Origin of the sequence: Levilactobacillus yiduensis, from assembly GCF_024718525.1 — a bacterium.
GTDB classification, from domain to species: Bacteria; Bacillota; Bacilli; order Lactobacillales; family Lactobacillaceae; genus Levilactobacillus; species Levilactobacillus yiduensis.
On sequence record NZ_JAMXAZ010000017.1, the window covers coordinates 44,926 to 63,360 of the forward strand.

Annotated in this window: 15 protein-coding genes; 8 read left to right on the forward strand and 7 right to left on the reverse strand. The window is 50.3% G+C overall.

Annotation, left to right across the window (positions count from 1 at the left end; translation table 11 throughout):
* Positions 1–151: 151 nt before the first annotated feature.
* Complete coding sequence (locus NGM66_RS09890) at positions 152–1,258, reverse strand: hypothetical protein (RefSeq protein ID WP_208907871.1); 1,107 nt, start codon at positions 1,256–1,258, stop codon at positions 152–154.
* A 464-nt stretch (positions 1,259–1,722) separates the two neighbouring features.
* Between NGM66_RS09890 and NGM66_RS09895 the strand changes: the two genes are divergently transcribed.
* The 4 genes from NGM66_RS09895 to NGM66_RS09910 all read left to right on the forward strand — a co-directional run bounded on the left by NGM66_RS09895 (position 1,723) and on the right by NGM66_RS09910 (position 5,599).
* Positions 1,723–2,286: a sigma-70 family RNA polymerase sigma factor gene (locus tag NGM66_RS09895; RefSeq protein ID WP_208907873.1), complete on the forward strand. Its 564-nt coding sequence runs from the start codon at positions 1,723–1,725 to the stop codon at positions 2,284–2,286.
* Positions 2,287–2,389: 103 nt separating this feature from the next.
* Positions 2,390–2,587 (forward strand): hypothetical protein, encoded by a 198-nt coding sequence (locus tag NGM66_RS09900; protein ID WP_208907875.1) that lies wholly within the window; start codon positions 2,390–2,392, stop codon positions 2,585–2,587.
* Between the two features lie 36 nt (positions 2,588–2,623).
* The gene (locus NGM66_RS09905) at positions 2,624–2,860 is read left to right on the forward strand and encodes a DUF2922 domain-containing protein (RefSeq protein WP_208907877.1); all 237 of its coding nucleotides are present in this window, start codon (positions 2,624–2,626) and stop codon (positions 2,858–2,860) included.
* 267 nt (positions 2,861–3,127) lie between these two features.
* Positions 3,128–5,599 (forward strand): MucBP domain-containing protein, encoded by a 2,472-nt coding sequence (locus NGM66_RS09910; protein ID WP_208907879.1) that lies wholly within the window; start codon positions 3,128–3,130, stop codon positions 5,597–5,599.
* A 329-nt stretch (positions 5,600–5,928) separates the two neighbouring features.
* Here the strand turns inward: NGM66_RS09910 and NGM66_RS09915 are convergent, their stop codons facing one another.
* The 3 genes from NGM66_RS09915 to NGM66_RS09925 form a co-directional block, all read right to left on the reverse strand.
* Positions 5,929–6,336, reverse strand: coding sequence for a hypothetical protein (locus NGM66_RS09915; RefSeq protein ID WP_208907882.1), 408 nt, complete (start codon positions 6,334–6,336; stop codon positions 5,929–5,931).
* A gap of 590 nt (positions 6,337–6,926) precedes the next feature.
* Positions 6,927–7,664: a hypothetical protein gene (locus NGM66_RS09920; RefSeq protein ID WP_258115588.1), complete on the reverse strand. Its 738-nt coding sequence runs from the start codon at positions 7,662–7,664 to the stop codon at positions 6,927–6,929.
* Positions 7,665–7,684: 20 nt separating this feature from the next.
* Positions 7,685–8,497 (reverse strand): hypothetical protein, encoded by an 813-nt coding sequence (locus NGM66_RS09925; RefSeq protein ID WP_258115589.1) that lies wholly within the window; start codon positions 8,495–8,497, stop codon positions 7,685–7,687.
* Positions 8,498–8,791: 294 nt separating this feature from the next.
* On the opposite strand from NGM66_RS09925, the gene NGM66_RS09930 reads away from it, so the two are divergent.
* On the forward strand, positions 8,792–10,042 hold the full coding sequence (locus NGM66_RS09930) for an AAA family ATPase (protein ID WP_208907888.1): 1,251 nt from the start codon (positions 8,792–8,794) through the stop codon (positions 10,040–10,042).
* A gap of 354 nt (positions 10,043–10,396) precedes the next feature.
* On the opposite strand, the gene NGM66_RS09935 is transcribed toward NGM66_RS09930, so the two are convergent.
* Positions 10,397–11,305: a LysR family transcriptional regulator gene (locus NGM66_RS09935; RefSeq protein WP_208907890.1), complete on the reverse strand. Its 909-nt coding sequence runs from the start codon at positions 11,303–11,305 to the stop codon at positions 10,397–10,399.
* Between the two features lie 530 nt (positions 11,306–11,835).
* Here NGM66_RS09935 and NGM66_RS09940 point away from each other — a divergent pair.
* Positions 11,836–13,050, forward strand: a complete 1,215-nt coding sequence (locus NGM66_RS09940; RefSeq protein WP_258115590.1) for an aminotransferase-like domain-containing protein — start codon at positions 11,836–11,838, stop codon at positions 13,048–13,050.
* An 84-nt stretch (positions 13,051–13,134) separates the two neighbouring features.
* Here NGM66_RS09940 and NGM66_RS09945 read toward each other — a convergent pair whose 3' ends face one another.
* Entirely contained in the window at positions 13,135–14,118 is a 984-nt protein-coding gene (locus NGM66_RS09945; protein WP_258115591.1) for a DUF5776 domain-containing protein, read from the reverse strand.
* A 705-nt stretch (positions 14,119–14,823) separates the two neighbouring features.
* Between NGM66_RS09945 and NGM66_RS09950 the strand changes: the two genes are divergently transcribed.
* A complete protein-coding gene (locus NGM66_RS09950) occupies positions 14,824–15,507 on the forward strand; it encodes a hypothetical protein (protein WP_258115592.1) in 684 nt (227 codons plus the stop codon).
* Positions 15,508–16,035: 528 nt separating this feature from the next.
* The gene (locus tag NGM66_RS09955) at positions 16,036–17,487 is read left to right on the forward strand and encodes an S-layer protein (protein WP_308707452.1); all 1,452 of its coding nucleotides are present in this window, start codon (positions 16,036–16,038) and stop codon (positions 17,485–17,487) included.
* A 566-nt stretch (positions 17,488–18,053) separates the two neighbouring features.
* Here NGM66_RS09955 and NGM66_RS09960 read toward each other — a convergent pair.
* Positions 18,054–18,435 (reverse strand): IS66 family transposase (locus NGM66_RS09960; RefSeq protein ID WP_258115593.1); only part of this gene is annotated, 382 nt, incomplete at its 5' end.

The following is an 18,435-nucleotide window of genomic DNA, read 5'->3' on the forward strand; positions in this document are numbered from 1 at the left end:
CTTGGCTCGGGCCGGCGTCCACAGCGTTCCAACTCATGTCTAGCGAACGGTAAGGCGGCCAGTACACACCATGTAACTAACAGACAGGCAAAGCGCAAAAAAAGGTAGCCACCGCGGACCACTCGCGGCGACTACCCAACTTGATTATAAGCTAAAATTTATTGTTTGTGGTCTTCATCAACTCGGCACCCTTGTTCGTCATCAGGTAGCCCGCACCGTTCTTGGTGAACTGGATACCTTCGAACTCACGCTTGCCGCTCAGGTTAGTCCCTTCGACCTGGCTAGCCTTCAGATGGCCCAGCTTGGAAACAGGTACGGAAGAAATACTGCTGTCGGAGACGAAGTACAACCGGTTACGTTTAACATTGTATGCAATCGACTGTGGCTTGGTCCCTGGACGGTAACGCAGACCTTGCATGATCAGGTGGAACTTCACAGACTTCTGGTTGATCTTACCCTTGTAGATCTTGACCGCACCCTTAGGCGCCCAACCACCGTTGGAGTACGTGAAGAAGTAGGCATTGCCCTTCTTGTCAAACGTCAGGTTGGAGCCCATGGTAACGGTGCTCTTCAACATGAAGTTGATCTTCTTGGTTGGCTTCAAGGTTGAGGTTGAGACTTGTTGCACATTGGAGTGAACCTTGACGGGCGCACCGATGAACCAGAGTTGGCCGTTCTTGGGGTTCATTGCCAGTGATTGACCGTGGCCCGTGTTAAATTTCGGCCCAATCTTGACGTACTTCATGATGGCCTTGTCGGTGCTGGTCATCTTGTTGACGGAGTGGTCGTAAGTCGCGCGGCGCAGGGCGTCCATGTGTGACGTGCTGATACCAAATTGACTCCGGAGTGCGCCCAGATTATAGCGGACGATCCAGCCTTCCGTGCTTTGGGAACTGGTGGTGATCAGTTCATACAAGGTGTTGCCATCCTTGGACAGCACTTCGCTTTGGGGATTGCCCCAGTCAGCGGAACGGTTGTAGGTCACTGGCAGGAACACGTTGGATTTGAACGTGACCTTCTTGCCCTTGGTGCTGGAAATGCTGGTTGGGCTGGTCTGGAAAATGTTCGTGTAACTCTGCTGGAACGTGTAGCGCTTAACGAACAGGTTCTTGTTTTTCACGGTTTTATACTTGTTGACATTGTAATTTGCCAGCGCGTTACCATGTTGCGTATAGGTCTTGGCGTGTGCCAGTGTCGTCGTCCCACCGAAGAGCAGGGCAGCAGTGGCTGCGGCCGTTAACAAAACTGCTTTTTTCATGACTCTAAGTCCCCTCAAATAAGTATTTAAAACTGTTTACATAATTATTTATACCACAATTTTTAGTGTTCTGAACAAAAAACAGGCAAAAAGATTTTGCGGTTGCGAGAACTGAGGGGAAGACGACAGTGAGGCGGCTAAATAGAGCGCGTTAAGTTCTGTTGCTAATCACCCACTATACCAGTCTTTTAGCGAAATCAGTGACCTTGAAATCAGTCAAACGGGTCCAAAAATAAAAATCACCCCCAAAATAAAAATTACCAACAATCCAACAAATTTCGTCATTTTCACGAAACCGTCACCTGACGCCGTTTTGCAAAGTTGCGGCCCAAAAGTACGCCTAAAGTGGGAAAAAATACCCCCGTTTTCGCGAAATTTTCCCGGTTGGTCCTCACTGACAACGTCCGGTAAAGTGGGGGCTAATCCATGGCCATGGATCATCAGAATTGAGAGGATGATTCAACATGCAACAGACCCCACACGCCGCTGCTTATAAATTTCTATATACCGGCGACCACGAAATGATTTTGTACGCGACGCTCAAACGCCTGCATCTGCGCCCCGCGCATCCCGATTATGAGGACTATCTGCAAGAGGCCCGGCTGTTGTTCCCGGAAGTCTACGTCGACTTTCCCGATGACCCGGAAGCCAAGCCGCACCAATTTCTGGCCTACGCCCAACGCAAGATCTACTGGGCGCTGTTAGACCGGTTACGCCGGGACCGCAAGCAAAATGACCGACAAGAAGACGGCGACCAGACGACACTGTTAGAGGTGTTGCCCAGCGACGACGATATTTTAGACGCCATCGGGCAACAGGATTTTCGCCGCTACCTGCTAAAGGTCATCGGGGGCTCCGGCAGTACCGGTGAGTGGCGCTTCTTGGTGGGCACGCTGATCGACCAGTTGACGGCCGATGAGATTGCCGCTAAACATGGCGTGAGCCGCAATACGGTGTACAAATGGCGCCGCACGCTCATCCGCCGATTGGTCAATCATTTAACCCCGCCAGAAAAATTTTTTAATTAATTTGGCTTTAGGGGGTTACAAATTCCGGTTGGATTTCGTTAGTAAGAGTATAAGGGTTGGCCAACCACTTATAAAAATTTCGCAACATGAGAGGAGCACCACCATGCAAACCAACTGGAAGAAGACCACCATCACCTTTATCTTAGGCGCCGACGTTGACCGCCCCGTAAAGATCGTTTTACAAAACGCGGTCGCAACGCCCGAAGCCAAACAGATCGAAGCCTTTGGCGGCTACCTCGCTGGCTTGACCGGCCTACCATTTCACGCCGCAACCGTGGCCACGCAAACGGCCGTTGCCTAACGTCTGTCACTCAGTCAACTGAAAGGGAGTAATTAAATGAAAGCATTAGAATTGAGTTTTAAGGGTTCCGACTTGCGCATCAAGCACTTGCGGTTGAAGTACGTCAACACGGACCTCACCACTGACGATGTGCAAAAGCTGATGAATGAGATTGCCGCGGCCAAGTTGTTCAACAAGGACGGCGTGGATCTCTACGCTACCCCAGTGCGCGCCGACATCATCGAAACGACGAAGACCAACCTGTTGGGCGATACCGTAACGCCGGCCGTCTAACGTCTGACTTAAGAAACTGAACTGATCACCTGAAAATGGCCGGCTTTCCTGCGAGGGAGCCGGCCATTTTTAGAACAACGCGTGAAAAATGAAAACATTATCCACCTATCAGTGAAAAACGGTTGAAAATTCAACTAGCAAAAAATATAGGCTTAATTTGTAATTATTTCACCCGTGACCAAACGATTTTTTTATACTGTGGGCATGACGTTGGAAACCGGTTTCATACCGGGGACTGACGAAGACCAATTATTCTGGGGGAGAACAATGATGCAACCAAAAATGGAATTGAAGACACGTTTCAAGATGTATAAGAAGGGGAAGTCGTGGGTCATCGCTGGTATCGTTAGCGGGGCCTGCGTGATGGGGCTGGGCTGGTCGGCTCAGGCGGCGACTAGCGATACGGCAGATACGGCGATCAGTGAAGTAGCTGCCGCCCCGGTGACCTCGACGAGTGATACATTGACGGCCGAGTCAACTACTGCTGGGTCGGCAACGGCCGATGAAGTAAATACGACCGACGATGAAACGACCACGACCGACGCGGCAGCCACCACAAAACCAGCCGTTGATGCGGTGACCGTGCCGACGGACACAACCGACGAATCGAACACCACGCCCGCGGCAACCGTTGAGACGCCAACCGCAGACGTGACGGACACACCGATCACAGACGACACGACAGCCGAAACGGCACCAACTGCGACCGACACACCGACCGAACAGCCAACCAGCGACCTCGCGCCAAGTACGACCGACGAGGCGCCGACTGATGCAACACCCGCACTCAGTACGACCGACGAACCAAGCACTGACGCAGTCCCCGCAACGCCAACGATCACGGCAGACCCCATCAGTGACGTGGCCCCAACCACAACCGACCAGGTCACGCCTGGCGCGATGACGAAGCCCGCCGTTGCGCCGACGCCAGTCACGACCGCGGCTACAGTGACCGTGCCGGAAACCCGGCCGGACCTGGCGAACTTGCCAAGTGCACTCGAGACGGGGTGGACCCAACCGGCCGTGGCGTTGGTTCAAGCCGAGCTGACCAAGCCAGCCACCATGACCGTGAGCCACACCAAGGAGACTCCGGCCATCGACCTGTGGATGCCCAACAAGCAGTTGCAACAGATTGTCTTGGCGGCTTTACAGGAACTAAACGCCGATGACAAGACCTGGACGACGGTCGCTGACATCACGCAAGAGGATTTGGCCCGCTTGAAGAAGCTGATTGCCGTGGGCCACAACGGCATGGGCACCTACATCGACGGCCACACGGAATTTTCACTGGTGGGCCTGGAACACGCTGTTAATTTGGAAACGATTATGTTGACCAACACGCTGGACGTGGGCACCGGCGCCTTTTACGGGGACATCGTGGACGTGACGCCACTGGCCAACCTCCAACACTTGACGACCTTGGACCTGCAGCACAACCGGGTCCATGACGTGACGCCGTTAACCAACCTGCAGCACCTCGAGAACCTGTTTTTGGCCTACAACTGCATTCAGGACTTTTCGCCGCTGAACAACACCGTTTCTCATGCCCCGAACAACTTTTCCTACACGGGGCAGTTCATTTTACTCGATTCAGTGCTGATCAATGAGGCCGATCGTGAGGGCCACCTCCAAGTGGCTTGTACCACGATTGACGGCGAAGTGGTCCAGCTGTCGGTGACGGTTGGCGTTGCCCAGCCACTATTTTATGTGAACGGCCAACACACGTACCACGTGTACTTCACGGGCGGCAATCCGAAGCCAGACGGTCACGGCGGCGTGTACTATACCAATATTCAAAACCAGCAGCCGGGCGCCACGTCATGGCCCGGTAATGACAGCATTCTGGTTGACCCATTGCCGGACTACTATTACTTGACCGGGGTTCACAACCCCACTGGCGGCTCGCTGGACTTTGCGGTGATTCAGCCATACGCGATTTCCCACAGTGCGGCTGACGTAACGGTCCATTACGTAGATGAAGCGGGCGTTGAAATTGCGCCGTCAACTACGTTAAAGCCGGGACTGGTCGGTGAAGCGTACGCGACGACGCCGGAAACGATTCCGCATTACGTCCTGCAAACGACACCGGACAACGCCACGGGTGTGTACGGGGATAACGCGATTGATGTGACCTACGTTTACGCGGAAGAGGAGTCCGACGCGGAGGGACCAGACAAGCCAACACCACCGGGAACGGATGAGGGTGGCAACCCAACGACGCCAGGAGAACCAGGACCGACGACGCCCGCACCAGCACCGGACGAAGAGACGCCGGATGGGGATGGCGGCAATCAGTCGGGTGATCAGGGTGGTGGTCAGACTGGCGGGCAAGATGGCGACCAAGGCGGCAGTCAGGATGGTGGTCAACCCGATACTCCTGGCGGTCAAGGGACCGGAGACCACAACACTGGCAATCATAATACCGGGTCCCAACCTGGCGCGGGTACGCCGGGGGGTGCCCACCAACCGGGGACGGTCACGGATGATGGTGCTGGGGATACGGCGCTGCCAGGGCTGACGCCGCCGAGTGCCACGGGCAGTCAGTCGGCCGGCCAGGTCACAGTATTGGCGCACAGCCACGTGACGCCAGCGAACGCCGCGACGCAACCGGTATCGACTACCGGTGCGACGACGCTGCCGCAGACTGGTGACCAACCGACGTCCGCAATCTGGGGCGTGGCCTTGTTGACGGGGATGCTGGGCTGGCTAGGGCTTAGATTGAAGCGTCAACACGGATAAGAACCGTTTCGTGGGTATTTACCCGCAATCACGCTGTTTCGACAGTGTGATCTTACATAAAAATTGCAGAAGTGTATTTTGTGAGAGACAGTCGCCATCGGTGATATGCTCTGATAGTTAAAATTCTAGGATGATCTTAGCGGCTTCATATTGTGTGGGATGACAGGAAATACCACCAACGCCCCGCCTCTAACGGCTGAACGCTGATGGTATTTGGTTTAACAGCTGGCTGTTAACACAATTATTTTAACGTCGAAAGGGCATCTGCCAGGGCTTCACTAAGATTTTGAACGGCGTTAGCAATGTCGGAGGCACCATCGGCATTGCTGCTAAGACGTGTAGATGTGGCCCGTTACATATTGAGACGAGGACTTGGCGTTGGCCTTTTTCAGGTGGCCCTTCCAGATCCAGCCCTTAACGTTGCCACGCTTATTTTGGATGTGGTAGTAAGTTGCCGTTTTGCCGTTGGGTTTCTTGATCTGGACGGCCTGGGAGGCGTAAAAGTTGGTCTTCCGGTATTTCAGGGACTTGTGAGTCTTCTTGATCAGTTGCGTATTCGCGTAGATGTAACCACCCTTGATGTGGTAGGCAGTCTTTTTGTTCAAAATATGGATGCCGGGGAGAACTGTAGCCGCCTTGGTTTTGGCGTGTACGGGTAAGGTGGCGATGGGTAGGGCCACAGCGCCTAAGCTCAGGGCGATGAGACTCACGGTAGTTGTTTTAATAAGGGTATTCATGATAGTGGAGACCTCCATTATAGTTTGATGGCAGTGATGGGTGACGTGCAGACCTTATGTACATGGTGACGAAAAAGGCCCTTAACGATTGGCTGTTTGACGTAATCAAGCGGTTGACTGGGGCTAGTTTTAAAGTCGCGATAGGAAAAGCTGTGACAAATCACTAAAATTAACTCTTTTGCGGCTATATACGGTAATAGTTCAAAAGATTATCCGCCTCGACTAATCATCTTCGGTGGGCAACCTTTAAGTGCCTAGTGATTGCGGTCTTGATCGGGGTGTTCGATCCACTTGGTTCAGATGAGCCGTTGACGGTAGATCGGTGGACTTCACATCAGAACAAGCGGGTAACTGTGCTGTGAATTTACGCAAATAGATCCCTCCTTTCGCTATAAAGTCATGGTAACACACGGGATAGATAATCCCTATTAAATACACTTATAATTAATATTATATGGTGTAATATAAATAAGCGGATAAGGCTGGCGCTAAAATGGGGACGGCAACCAAAATAAAAATACCACCAACGCTCGTCGAAGATAATGGCTGAGCGTTGATGGTATTTGATTTAGCAGGTAGTGTTAATGGAGTTAATCTAACGTTGCCACGGCATCTGCTAGTGTTTCTCCGAGGTTTTCGCTTGCTTGGTAAATATCTGAGTCGTCAGTAGGATCGTCACTTGCAGAGATTGTCTCAGCGAGTTGGTCGCTCATAGCAACTAACTTGGCGTTGGTTACAGAATTAAACCGACCTTTAAAGCTGGCTACAGCCTGAATGGTAGCCTGACCATCTTTTGCGGAAAAACCATGGATATTTTGAATGACTCCAGGCAAGCCACTGTAGTCATCATATGCATTGCTGGTCGTGACGTCTTTAAATGCATCTAAAGCATCCGATTGGTCACCAGAGGACATCGCCCGCACTGCCGCTAAGACGTGCTTGATATCCGACTTGCGCCGGGCCAAAGCCTTGGTGTTGACCTTCTTCAAATTACCTTTCCAGATCCAGCCCTTCACGTTGCCACGCTTGTTCTTGACGTAGTAGTAAGTAGCCGTCTTGCCGTTGCGCTTCTTGAGCTTAACGGACTTGGTGGCGTAGAAGGTGGTCTTCAGGTACTTGAAGGCTTTGTGGGACTTCTTGGTCAGCTTCGTACTGGAATAGAGGTAGCCGCCATTGACGTGGTAGGCCGTCTTCTTTAGTTTCTTGGAGCTGAGGACCTTCGCCGCCTTGGTCTTAGCCAGTGCGGGTAAGGTGGTAGTTGGCAGGGATGAAACGCCTAGGCTGAGGGCAACGAGACTCACAGCGGTTGTCTTGATAAATTTATTCATTGTGAAGACCTCCATTGGAATTAATTGATGGTTTTGAGAGCGGCGATTAACTGCTTGGTGAGTTTCTCGGTAGCTTCTTCCAAGAAGTCAGAGTGGTAGTCTGAAGGATCCTTGTATTGTGAAATACGCTTGAGGACCAGCTTTTGGGTCTTGGCCAGCTTAGCATTGGTCTTGTGATCGAACCGGCCTTTGAAGATGTTGTAAGCGGCCAGAATAGCCCGAGATTCTTTGGGGTCTGAAGCGTACATCTCGGCGATGGCGTCCCCGATGCCGATGGGTCTAAAGTCGATGGACCCTTTCAAAGGTGCCTTTAAATAGGCCGTGGCTAACTTGGCACGGTTACAGTCGTAGATGATGCTAGTGCGAGTACTTTCATCTTCCCAGCCCTTTTCCACCTTGACTTTCGGGAAATAACGGGCGAGCGCTTTGACGCGACGGATGTCGGAGCGACGTTGGGCGTAGTTCTTGGTGCGGTTTAAATAGCCTTGCCACACCCACCCTTTGACGGTGCCTTTTTTCTGAGAAACGTAGTAGTAAGTGGCCGTCTTACCATTGGGCTTCTTGACTTTCGCCGATTTAGTCGCTGAGAGCGGCGACTTGATGAGCGTGAAATTGTGCTTGGCCTTCTTGGTGAGCTTGGTGCTGGTGTAAAGGTGCCCACCATTGGCGTAGTAACGGGGCTTGGCCAGCTTCTTAGTGCTGATCACTTTAGCAGCCTTGGTTTTAGCGGCAGCCGGTAACGTGGGGGCGGAGAGCGTAACGACCCCCATACTAAGGGTAGCCAAACCGACAGCTAAAAATTTAGGCAACTTATTCATGATTTCTCCCTTCATTTATGTAGATGCAAAATTACTTTATAATTATATCACGATAATCCGGAGATGAATTGGTTTTGTGGATAATTATATTTCGGATTAATAGTGTGGTGCAGTTGCTAAACGATGGGCGTCGCGGACTTGGCCACAGAAGACCGCCAAAAATCGTGGTAGGTGGGGATGACCAGATAGAAAACGATGAAGAAGGTAAATCCCGAATAATAGGCAAAATAGAAATATTTGAGAAAAAATCGATAATAATTGAAAAAACAATTAAATAGGATATTCTAAAGAGAAAAAGGAAGTGAGCCTATGCTCCATCAATTGACTATCAAGAATTTCAAAAGTTTCAGGAATGAAGTGACGCTAGACCTAACGGCGACTGCATTGAAAGAGCTGCCAGCCGATGTTGTCGTAGATGTGCTACATGAACGAGTGCTAAAGTTAGCGGCCTTGTACGGAGCGAATGCCTCTGGGAAGACGACGGTCATCCGGGCCTTGTCATTGATGAGAGCACTGGTTCGTCGGTCCTTTGTCAGTGAGCAGTACCAGCGCCGAGTTACCCCGTACTGGTTTTCAGATGACCAGACGCCAACAGAATTCAGTGTGTTATTTTCTACTGAAACCAATATCTTTCAGTACGGGTTTGGGTATTTGAAGGGCGTTGTCACTTCGGAATTCCTTTATCAACGGGATAAATCTAAGGTAGAAGAACGTTATTTGAACATTTTAGATCGCACGGCTGACACGGTGACGGGAATACTAATGGAGAATGCGGCAGTGCAGGCCATCAGTCCAGCAATCGGTAAAGGGTCGTTATTTTTATCGGCGCTGGCCAACCTGAATATTCCAATCGTTCGAGAAGTGAGTGATTGGTTTGAACACTTGGCAATCAAGGATTATGGCAATCCACGAACAGAATCAATTAAGCTCAGAAGTTTTACAGGCCGAGCATCTAGTCGGATGATTCAGCTGTTGCGGGACCCTAAAGAAAAGGCAGCGTTTGAGAATTTCAGTCATGCGATTGACGTGGGAATTGAAGAGCTGGGCGTTATCAAGCGCGATTTGCCGGAAGTAGAAGATGAGCGGTTTCAGGTGGTGACCTTTCACCGTGATCCGCGAACCGACAAACTGAAACAAACGTCAATTAGTGATGAATCCAGTGGTACACGCAAGATGTTAATGCTGTACGTAGATTTGAAACAAGTATTGGATACGGGCGGTACGCTATTGGTTGATGAGCTGGACGCCAAGCTACACCCCTTACTGTTGCGGTACGTCCTATTGATATTCCACAACACCAGTACGAATCCGCACGGGGCACAACTGATTTTCACTACCCAAGAACTGTATACACTCGACCGAAGCAATTTCAGACGCGATGAAATTTGGTTTGTGGACAAGAATCAGGATGGTGTGTCAGACCTGTATTCATTGGACACGATTGTTGAGCCGTCGGGAAAAAAGGTCCGGAATGATGCCAGTTATGGGAAGGACTATATCCTGGGGAAATATCGAGCAGTCCCAGCTTTGAAACCAATCAATGACGGTCAAAATGATTAAAAAGCCACCAACAGGCACGCGTCGAAATGGCGCGTCTCTGTTGGTGGCTTTAACTTGGATCGATTAAAAATGTTAATTCAATTTCTAGGAGTGTAGTAACTAGTGGTGTTAATACGCATCAGCGGTGGGGTATTAAGTTGATTATCACTGCCAATCGCCACCGTAGCCGAGAGTTTGCTAGATATGAGTTCAGCCGTGGGAGTTCCCTTAGCAGCTTGCTGGTTAGGGAACTGGCACCTTGGAGACGCGGGTTATCGGCTTCAAGGTGAGGGTCAAGACCGCACTTTGGCTTGGCCCGGCGCCCACCGCGTTCCAACTCATATCTAGCGAACGGTAAGGCGGACAGACCTAGCACTACCCCACATGCGGATGTTCCAACACCTTATCCGGATAGGCCTTGGCAACGTAGCTCGTGATGGCCGCAATCATCTTGGCGGTCGAGGGCGCCTTGGCCTGTTCGGAGTTGACCACCAGACAGATTGTCCGGTAGAAACGCGTGTCGAACGGGTACACGTTGACGTTACCGCTGACCCGTTCCAAGGCCAGTTCGGGCAAAATGCCCATGCCCATGCCAGCCTCGACCATGGCCAGAATCGACTGGTCATCAATGGAGAACCGGAGCGCGTTCGGTCGGATGCGGTAGTGGTCGAGTGCGGCCTTGGTGTCCTTGTCGTAGTCGCCACGTTGGAGGATGAAGTTTTGATCGACCAAGTCGGCGGCCGTGACGGTGGTCCGGTTGGCGGGGATGAAATCGCTCGGTGTGATGCAGTAGATTTCGTCCTTGACCAGCGGCAGGACGGTCAACTTTTCGGCGACCGGTAAGGCGGACAGCCCCAGGTCCAACCGGCCCGTTTTGACGGCGGCGGCGATGTCGCTGAAGCCGGCCTGCTCTAGGTTGATGTCAATTTGCGGGTAGTCTTGCTTGAACTGCCGAATGATGGGCGGCAGCCAGGTGATGCACACGGAGGAGAAGGCCCCCAGCCGCACCGACCCGGCGTTGAGGCCGTTGATGTTGGCGGCAGCTTGTTGGAGCCGGTCCTCGGCGTTGATGACTCCCTGAATCAAGGGTAAGACGTTTTCCCCGTCCGGTGTCAGCTCGACGCCGGTGCGGTTGCGGATGAAGAGCGGAAAGCCCAGCTCCTTTTCCAATTGGTTGACGGAGTGACTGATGGCTGAGGGCGTGACGTTCAGCGTTTGGGCCGCTCGGTAAAAGGTTTGTTCTTGCACGATAGCTTGGAAGACGCGGTAAGCAAAAGGTAACATCGACGACACCCCCTAAAATGTTCGTAAGTTGAATGTGATTCACGTAAAGTCGAAATAGATGAACAGTTTTTCCATTACTCGTATTTTAGCATAAGCGTGCGGCTAGGGGAACGAGAGATGGGTGGTTGGGGCAGTGAATTAGCAGTGGGGTTACGGGGAATTTGGTAAAACTGTGAAATGAGCTAGCAACCCGCCCAACCGGTCCCCACCCAAATTGGTAAAGATGAATTACATTCACGTAATTTCCAAATAGTTGAACCAGCTTTTCACGCACCGATATTCTATCATGAACGCAAGGTTAGGGCTTGGGACAAAGTGCCCCGGTAGGTGGTATCACCAAGCCTATAGGGCCGAAACCTGGGCCAAAAGGCGGCTGGTTCCGCTTAAAACTGATAAGCAAACAAGCCAAACCCGGGATTATTCGCTTATCAGTCTTAATGCTCGCTAGCTCACCGCTTTTCGTCCCACTCTCATGAAGCTACCGTTGATTAGCCGACAGCCCCGCGCTGTCAGAAAGGTGTGTGATTTCCATGTTGAAAGATTTGTTGGCAACTCGTGCGAATCCAGATGTGCCGTCAGCGTTGAGTGGCCTGTTCGCAAATGACCCGGACCCCAGCGCCATTTCGTTTGCGGCCGGCAGTCCCAATGAGAGCTTGTTCCCGGTGGCGGCGGTCCAGCGGGCCTTCAATACGGCCATCGCCAAGCAGGGCGCGCACCTGTTTCAGTACCAGAATCCGCAGGGCAATCCGGCGTTGCGGGCCAAGCTGGCGGCGCGGATCGGTAAATGGGGTCAGGTCACGACGGACGCCGATCACGTGGTCTTGACGGTCGGTGGGCAACAGGCCATTGAACTGGTGGCTAAGGCGCTACTGAACGTGGGTGACGAGGTGGCGGTCGAGGTGCCGACCTACGTGGGGGCGCTGGCGGCCTTAGACCTCTACCAGCCGACGTATTACGGTGTGGGCCTACAATCGGATGGCATCGACCTTGATCAGCTGGAGGCCACCTTAAAACGCCATCCAGGCATCAAGCTGTTGTACACGGTGCCGGACTTCCACAATCCCACGGGCATCACCATGAGCGTGGCCAAGCGCGAACAGCTGGTGGCCCTCGCCAATCGCTATAATTTCATCATCCTCGAGGACTCCCCGTACCGCGACTTGGGCTATGACCAAACACCGTTACCAGCCATCAAGAGCTTTGACACCGAGGGCCGCGTCATCTTCGTGTCCAGCTTGTCGAAAATTTTGATGCCCGCCTTACGGACCGGGTGGTTGGTGGCCGACGGGGAGTTGCTGGACGCCATCATGAAGGTGCGGCTGGCCAGCGACCTGGAGGCGACCGGCGTGACCCACGCAGCGATTGACGCCTACCTGACGGCCAATGACCTGGACGCCCATGTCAACATCCTCAAGGACCACTACCGCGTGCAGTGTGCGGCCATGGTGGCGGCGCTGGGCAAATACTTCCCGGACGAGGCCCAATTCACCACGCCAGCCGGGGGCTTCTTCGACTGGGTCACCTTGCCAGCAGATATCGACACTGGTGAGCTCCTACGCGACCAGGTCACGCCTAACGCCCACGTCAGTTACGTGCCCAGCACCAACTTCTACCCGAACCGTGACGTCCACAACGGCCTGCGTCTGTGCTTTAGCGGCCTGACACCCACGGCCATCGACGCCGGCATTCACCGCTTGGGTGACCAGGTGAAGGCCGCCGTGCATGAGGTGAAGCCGGTGGTGTGAGAACACGAATTAGATTTTAAAAGGGCACCTCGGTGATGAGCTGAGGTGCCCTTACATAAGTGCTAATTGGTCATGATTACGATCCTATTTCTTGATGACTAACGTCTTGTTTCCAGTAAGGTAGTCGCCATTAGCCAAGACTAGCCGCGTGGTCAAGTTGTGTCGCTGAATGTCTTTAATCTTCAGTACGCTACCACGATGGTAGTGACGGACAGCCCGACCAGATAAATCGATGTGACGGTAAACATTGATGCCATGGTTACTGATGACTTGAACCATCGCCGGCCGTTTTTGATAGTAGGTCGGCGTCACGTAAGCCTCGTCGGCGGTGATATAGCCACGTTGTCCATCGGTCTTGGCGGTGTGGTTCACGTCACGAATCTGGTAACGCAGAAGGCCGTTCTTAGAGTGTGCATAACCGGTCACGACAAATTGGGGCCGCTTAGTTCTTACTTGTTTGGCGTACCAGTGAAGACGACTGGCCTTGGTAAACGTAGCATGACGGTAAAGGCCAATCTTTTTGGTTGCATAGACGGCTTCGCCTTTGACGGCGACGGGGGTGCCTGTGGCAGGTTCCGTGCCAGACTCGGTAGTTGAATCACTACTAGATGATTCTGCAGGTATGGTCGTGGCTATAGGTGTACTGGGGTTATTATCGCTGGTGGACTTGTCTTTAACGTAATGATAGGTATACGTATTCCCATCATTCGTGAGAGGGGTTGTCGTATCTAGCGAGTACCCGTCGAAAGAACGTGTCGTGAGCAATTGACCATCTGCTCCCGTACTGTACAAAGCATCATGTAAATTCTCTAGTGGATCAGGAGCTTCATTATATAACTGGGAACGAAGATTATTTGTCACTGTATCAAGCGTCTTGTGGTTTTGATCATCTACAAAGTTCAAAGTCACAGGCGAATTCTTAATTGGCGCAGTGGAATCTGAATTCACTGCCAGCTTTATTAATAGGTCTTTGCTCATGTCATTAGTAGCAAGCATCCAATCACCAACTAACTTTGTATTATCGGTATTGTGGTAGTAAATCGTTGCGGTCCGTAAATCTATCGCCATTTCTTGTACGGGTAAAGGTTTCGATTCTTGTTCCGGTGGCTGTGGGTTGGTGTATTGCTGGCCATTCGGGAGTCCATCAAGGTTGTAATAGTCATATGTTCCATCCGGAAAATAAAGTACCGGCCAGTCCAGTCCGTCGACATATTTAGGAAATCGGAAAGTGGCCACGTAATCTGGCGTATCAGTGGTAGTTGCCGGAGTATCAGTTTGGGCTGGTGTAGCACATATGAAGACGAATGCAAGGACTGCCAGTAACAACAAACTCATTTTTCTAAAGAACTTCATGAGACTCACCTTTCCTTTCTGGAATGATGAAGCAAAGTACATGTGAATCATTCAGGCCAGATCTAGAGGCGTATTAACGATTGAACCACAAATAACGGGGTATCTAGTCAAAAAATCGTTGCTAATATGTAGTGAGATACTAGGCTCTTAACATTATTATACGTCGTATGTGTTTAATTGAGCAATAAAATGAATGTCTAAGTCAAATAATTGGTTGAGTTGCTTGTTCACCGCATTACGCAATTATACGCCAAGGGGAAATAATCCAAGCGAATTCCATCACCCACCAATTAAATTCCCCCATAAATAGGAAAAGAAAAACACCAACGCCCATTCACCCAACAAACCACGCCGCCACAAGTCGCCAATCCGCCACCCGCCGCCTAGCGTGCTAGGTTAACCCCAAAGGAGGCGAGTACGATGCCGAAAAATTTTGAAATTGGCCAACCCCGGGAATTCGGCAACTGGAACTACCGGCATTCACACTTCATCTACCGGCTGTACTTCGAATATCGCTTGGAGGAATACCCGACCGATCACAAGACCCTCAGATACTTCGATAACTACTTTAGCCGCATGCACTACATGGGCGTCCCGGCCGACCAATGGATCAGCGGCAAGTCCTGGCCACCCAACGGCGCGGATAGCCTGTTCAATGAATGGGACCTCAACCACTTGTGGCAAACGGGGGAGATCATTAGTCCCCGCGAGCCGCGGGCGATTCAGTGGCGGCTAAAGGACCTGACCATCTGGGATTACTGGTTGAACCTGCAGACGACGAACCGAACCTGGGCGGACGCCGAGGAGACGGACTTCATGGTAGGGGATGCCGATGCACTGCCCTTAAAGGAGGTCACCCACCGGATGGAAGAGTACCTGGACTGGTTGAAGTCAGCGACGAAGCCGTTCCCGGACTACGACAACTTTCTGTACTGGTACTGCCAGTCCAGCGTCTTCATGATGCTGACGGCGTGGCAGTATGACCTGCGCACCCACACGCCGGCCACCTTCGCCGCGTTCATGGCGGACCAAACAGCCACCTTCGTCAGTCACGTCCGCACCTACATGAACACCTTGAATGCCTGGTCACATTATTGGAAATGAAAATGGGTACACAAAAAGGCCGGCGAATAAAATTTCGCCGGCCTTTACCTTAAAGAAGTTAGTCGTTTCCGTTCTCCGCGGAAGCGATCACTTTAAGGTAACAATTTCCTGTTGCCAAAAAGCATCACCCCCTTTCAATTAATGACTAGAGTATGGACCCGTCGCAACGAGAATGCAAGAATTGTGTCTTGACCCAACGAACGTCGCAAAGATCAAGGGCCCAAGCTTAACGCCGCATTAATCTTTACCACTTCTAAACACTTAAAAATCCCATTAAGTTGCCTATAAGCTTGTAGTTGAGCTGTTTACAGTAAAATTGTTCATGTGACAAAAACATTACAGAAGGCCGTTTATTGTTTCATTCCAACGACAAAAAGAGCATAATCCTTGTTTCTCCACAACTAACGGGCTATACTAATAGTCGTAGTTAGGGGATAGCTAAACGAGCTAGCGAAGTTTAAGAATAAAATTCTTAACAAAAGCGCTAACTTCGGTTATACTATTCTTGCTTGATAAATTACATATTTTATGTTTGGAGGAAGAAATACTATGCAATCAAGTTTAAAGAAATCTCTTTACTTGGGTCTCGCTGCATTGAGCTTTGTCTCAGTTGCTGCCGTTTCAACTAACGCTTCAGCTAAGTCATATGCCAAGGCCGGTGCTTACACTAAGTTAACCACTAAGCCTGAGACTCGTAATGTCGAAGCAACTGGTACTAACGCTTTATACACTAAGCCAGGTACTGTTAAGGGTGCTAAGGTTGTCGCTTCCAAGAAGGTTATGGGCGAATTAGCTACTTCTAAGAAGTCAGCTAACTACTTCCGTGCTTACGGCCAAAAGGTTACTAACCGTGGTTCTGTTTACTACCGTGTAGTTACGATGGACGGCAAGTACCGTGGTTACGTTTACGGTGGTAAGACTGAAGGCACTTTCGCTGCTGGCGTTAAGTCTGCTAACACTACTACTACTGCAACTACGCCTACTAAGACGACCGGTTACTACTTGAAGGATACTTCAAAGAACACCATCTGGACTGCTCCTAAGAACACTCAATACAAGGCTAAGAAAGTTAACCTGTACGGTGCAAACAAGAGTACAGAATTCACTGTAGACCAAGCTGCAACTAAGACACGTGAAGGTTCATTGTACTACCACGTAACTTCAGCTGATAAGACTGTTTCTGGTTGGATTTATGCTGGTAAGGGTTACGTTGCTGGCGCAACGACACAAGATCTTGGTGGCTTGAACTCTACGCAGGCGGATCCTACTGCTACTAATAATAACAGTGTTAAGGTTGTTTACCAAACCGCTGCGGGTGCCGTTGGTACCTCATCTACTTGGGTTAACAACACTGCTACTTCTACTGATTTAGGGGCTGGTAAGACTGTTGGTACTGCTACTACAGATGTGAATGGTGCTGGTTTGAGCTTGAGTGCCTTCGCATCTAAGAATGTACCTTCAGGTTACTCAATTACTGATTCTGCTAAGTTTAATACTGCTGTAGCTGCTGCTACTTACGGTAACACACTTTACGTTAACGTTCAGAACGCTGTAAGCTCTAAGGTGCAATTCGTTGTATCTGATGTTACTCCAGCTACTGGTGATGCAGCCAATGTTGCTGTGCAAGGTGCTTTAACTAAGGGTGCTACGCTTAGTCCTTCAGATATTTCCGTTACTGGTGTTACTAATGATGCCATCACGAAGCTTTTGACTGGTGACAAAGATACTCTTATTGGTGATAACTTAGGAACTCTTGATACTGATCTTGCTGCTGGTACGGTAGCCGGTGCCAAGACTTATGGTACTAGTTCTGTTCAAGATACTAATAACTACCACTACAACATCACTTTAGATAAAAATGGTGCTGCTACTAACAACTCATTAGCTAAGTTTGGTACTAATGTTCAAGTTCCTGTAACTGTTCAATTAGTTTCTGGTGCAGCTACTGCTGTGGCTTCTAACAACACTTGGTTAGGTTAATATTTTAAAAGTTAGTTTTCTTCATCGAATCTTACGGATTTAGAGAGCTATTAAAGAGCCTGGGGCAAACTCCCAACTCGTATTAAAAGAGGGTTCTCTTAAGAAATCGTATAATTTCTTGAGAGAACCCTTTTTGGGGCTCTTTGTCAACCGGTGTTGATGGGGAGAATTTGAGGCTCTATAATTTCTGTTGTTGGTAATCAAGATAAAACTTGATTACTGGCAGCAGATTTTTTGTGCTCAAAAACAGAAATATAGTGTAAACTAAAATGAGTGCAAAAAATGTAAGCGCCTAATAACTGACCGTCTATGATTGGCGGCCGCAAAACGATATGATTACCTCATCAAATAAATTGGTGAGGTTTTGTCATGGATAAATCAGATATCGTACAAGTTAAAATGCCGTGTCAGGCTGCTGAAACAACGCCAGTTGTTCCCAGCCGGGCAGTTCAACTCAAAGTAGGCAAGAACAAGTGTAAGCACCTAATAACTGACCGTATTGAAATATGAATTAAAAAGAGATGGCCCGTCCTCGGTTTTTGAGGGCGGGCCATCTCTTCCATGCCTTAAGCGGCTATGAAATTGAACTCTTCATTGCTATCAAGCTTCGATTGATAATTCCATGGTAAATAAGCTTCCAGATCTTCTTTTTTCGCGAAATCTGGGAGTTGTGGCACTTCATTTAATAGGTAAGTCACGTAATCGCGTGGATTAATGCCGTTAGCCTTAGCGGATTCGATTAGCGTCATCCAAATTGCCGTAGCCTTAGCTCCGGCAGGACTAGTGCTAAAAAGCCAATTTTTTCGACCAATCACAAAGCTCTTCATATTTCGCTCGGAGGCGTTATTGCTGAAATCTACCGCCCCATAGCTGAGAACTCGGTTTAACGCTACTCGTTGGTTCCGTGCGTAAGTGATGGCTTTACCCAGCCGACTTTTTGGTAATTCG

What these genes read in the sequence shown, in the direction of transcription:
- NGM66_RS09930 (WP_208907888.1), top strand. Translation starts at nt 8,792, where the DNA reads ATGCTCCATCAATTGACTATCAAGAATTTCAAAAGTTTCAGGAATGAA.
- NGM66_RS09950 (WP_258115592.1), top strand. Translation starts at nt 14,824, where the DNA reads ATGCCGAAAAATTTTGAAATTGGCCAACCCCGGGAATTCGGCAACTGG.
- NGM66_RS09910 (WP_208907879.1), top strand. Translation starts at nt 3,128, where the DNA reads ATGATGCAACCAAAAATGGAATTGAAGACACGTTTCAAGATGTATAAG.
- NGM66_RS09915 (WP_208907882.1), bottom strand. Translation starts at nt 6,336, where the DNA reads ATGAATACCCTTATTAAAACAACTACCGTGAGTCTCATCGCCCTGAGC.
- NGM66_RS09945 (WP_258115591.1), bottom strand. Translation starts at nt 14,118, where the DNA reads ATGGCGATAGATTTACGGACCGCAACGATTTACTACCACAATACCGAT.
- NGM66_RS09905 (WP_208907877.1), top strand. Translation starts at nt 2,624, where the DNA reads ATGAAAGCATTAGAATTGAGTTTTAAGGGTTCCGACTTGCGCATCAAG.
- NGM66_RS09895 (WP_208907873.1), top strand. Translation starts at nt 1,723, where the DNA reads ATGCAACAGACCCCACACGCCGCTGCTTATAAATTTCTATATACCGGC.
- NGM66_RS09940 (WP_258115590.1), top strand. Translation starts at nt 11,836, where the DNA reads ATGTTGAAAGATTTGTTGGCAACTCGTGCGAATCCAGATGTGCCGTCA.
- NGM66_RS09935 (WP_208907890.1), bottom strand. Translation starts at nt 11,305, where the DNA reads ATGTTACCTTTTGCTTACCGCGTCTTCCAAGCTATCGTGCAAGAACAA.
- NGM66_RS09890 (WP_208907871.1), bottom strand. Translation starts at nt 1,258, where the DNA reads ATGAAAAAAGCAGTTTTGTTAACGGCCGCAGCCACTGCTGCCCTGCTC.
- NGM66_RS09955 (WP_308707452.1), top strand. Translation starts at nt 16,036, where the DNA reads ATGTTTGGAGGAAGAAATACTATGCAATCAAGTTTAAAGAAATCTCTT.
- NGM66_RS09925 (WP_258115589.1), bottom strand. Translation starts at nt 8,497, where the DNA reads ATGAAGGGAGAAATCATGAATAAGTTGCCTAAATTTTTAGCTGTCGGT.
- NGM66_RS09920 (WP_258115588.1), bottom strand. Translation starts at nt 7,664, where the DNA reads ATGAATAAATTTATCAAGACAACCGCTGTGAGTCTCGTTGCCCTCAGC.
- NGM66_RS09900 (WP_208907875.1), top strand. Translation starts at nt 2,390, where the DNA reads ATGCAAACCAACTGGAAGAAGACCACCATCACCTTTATCTTAGGCGCC.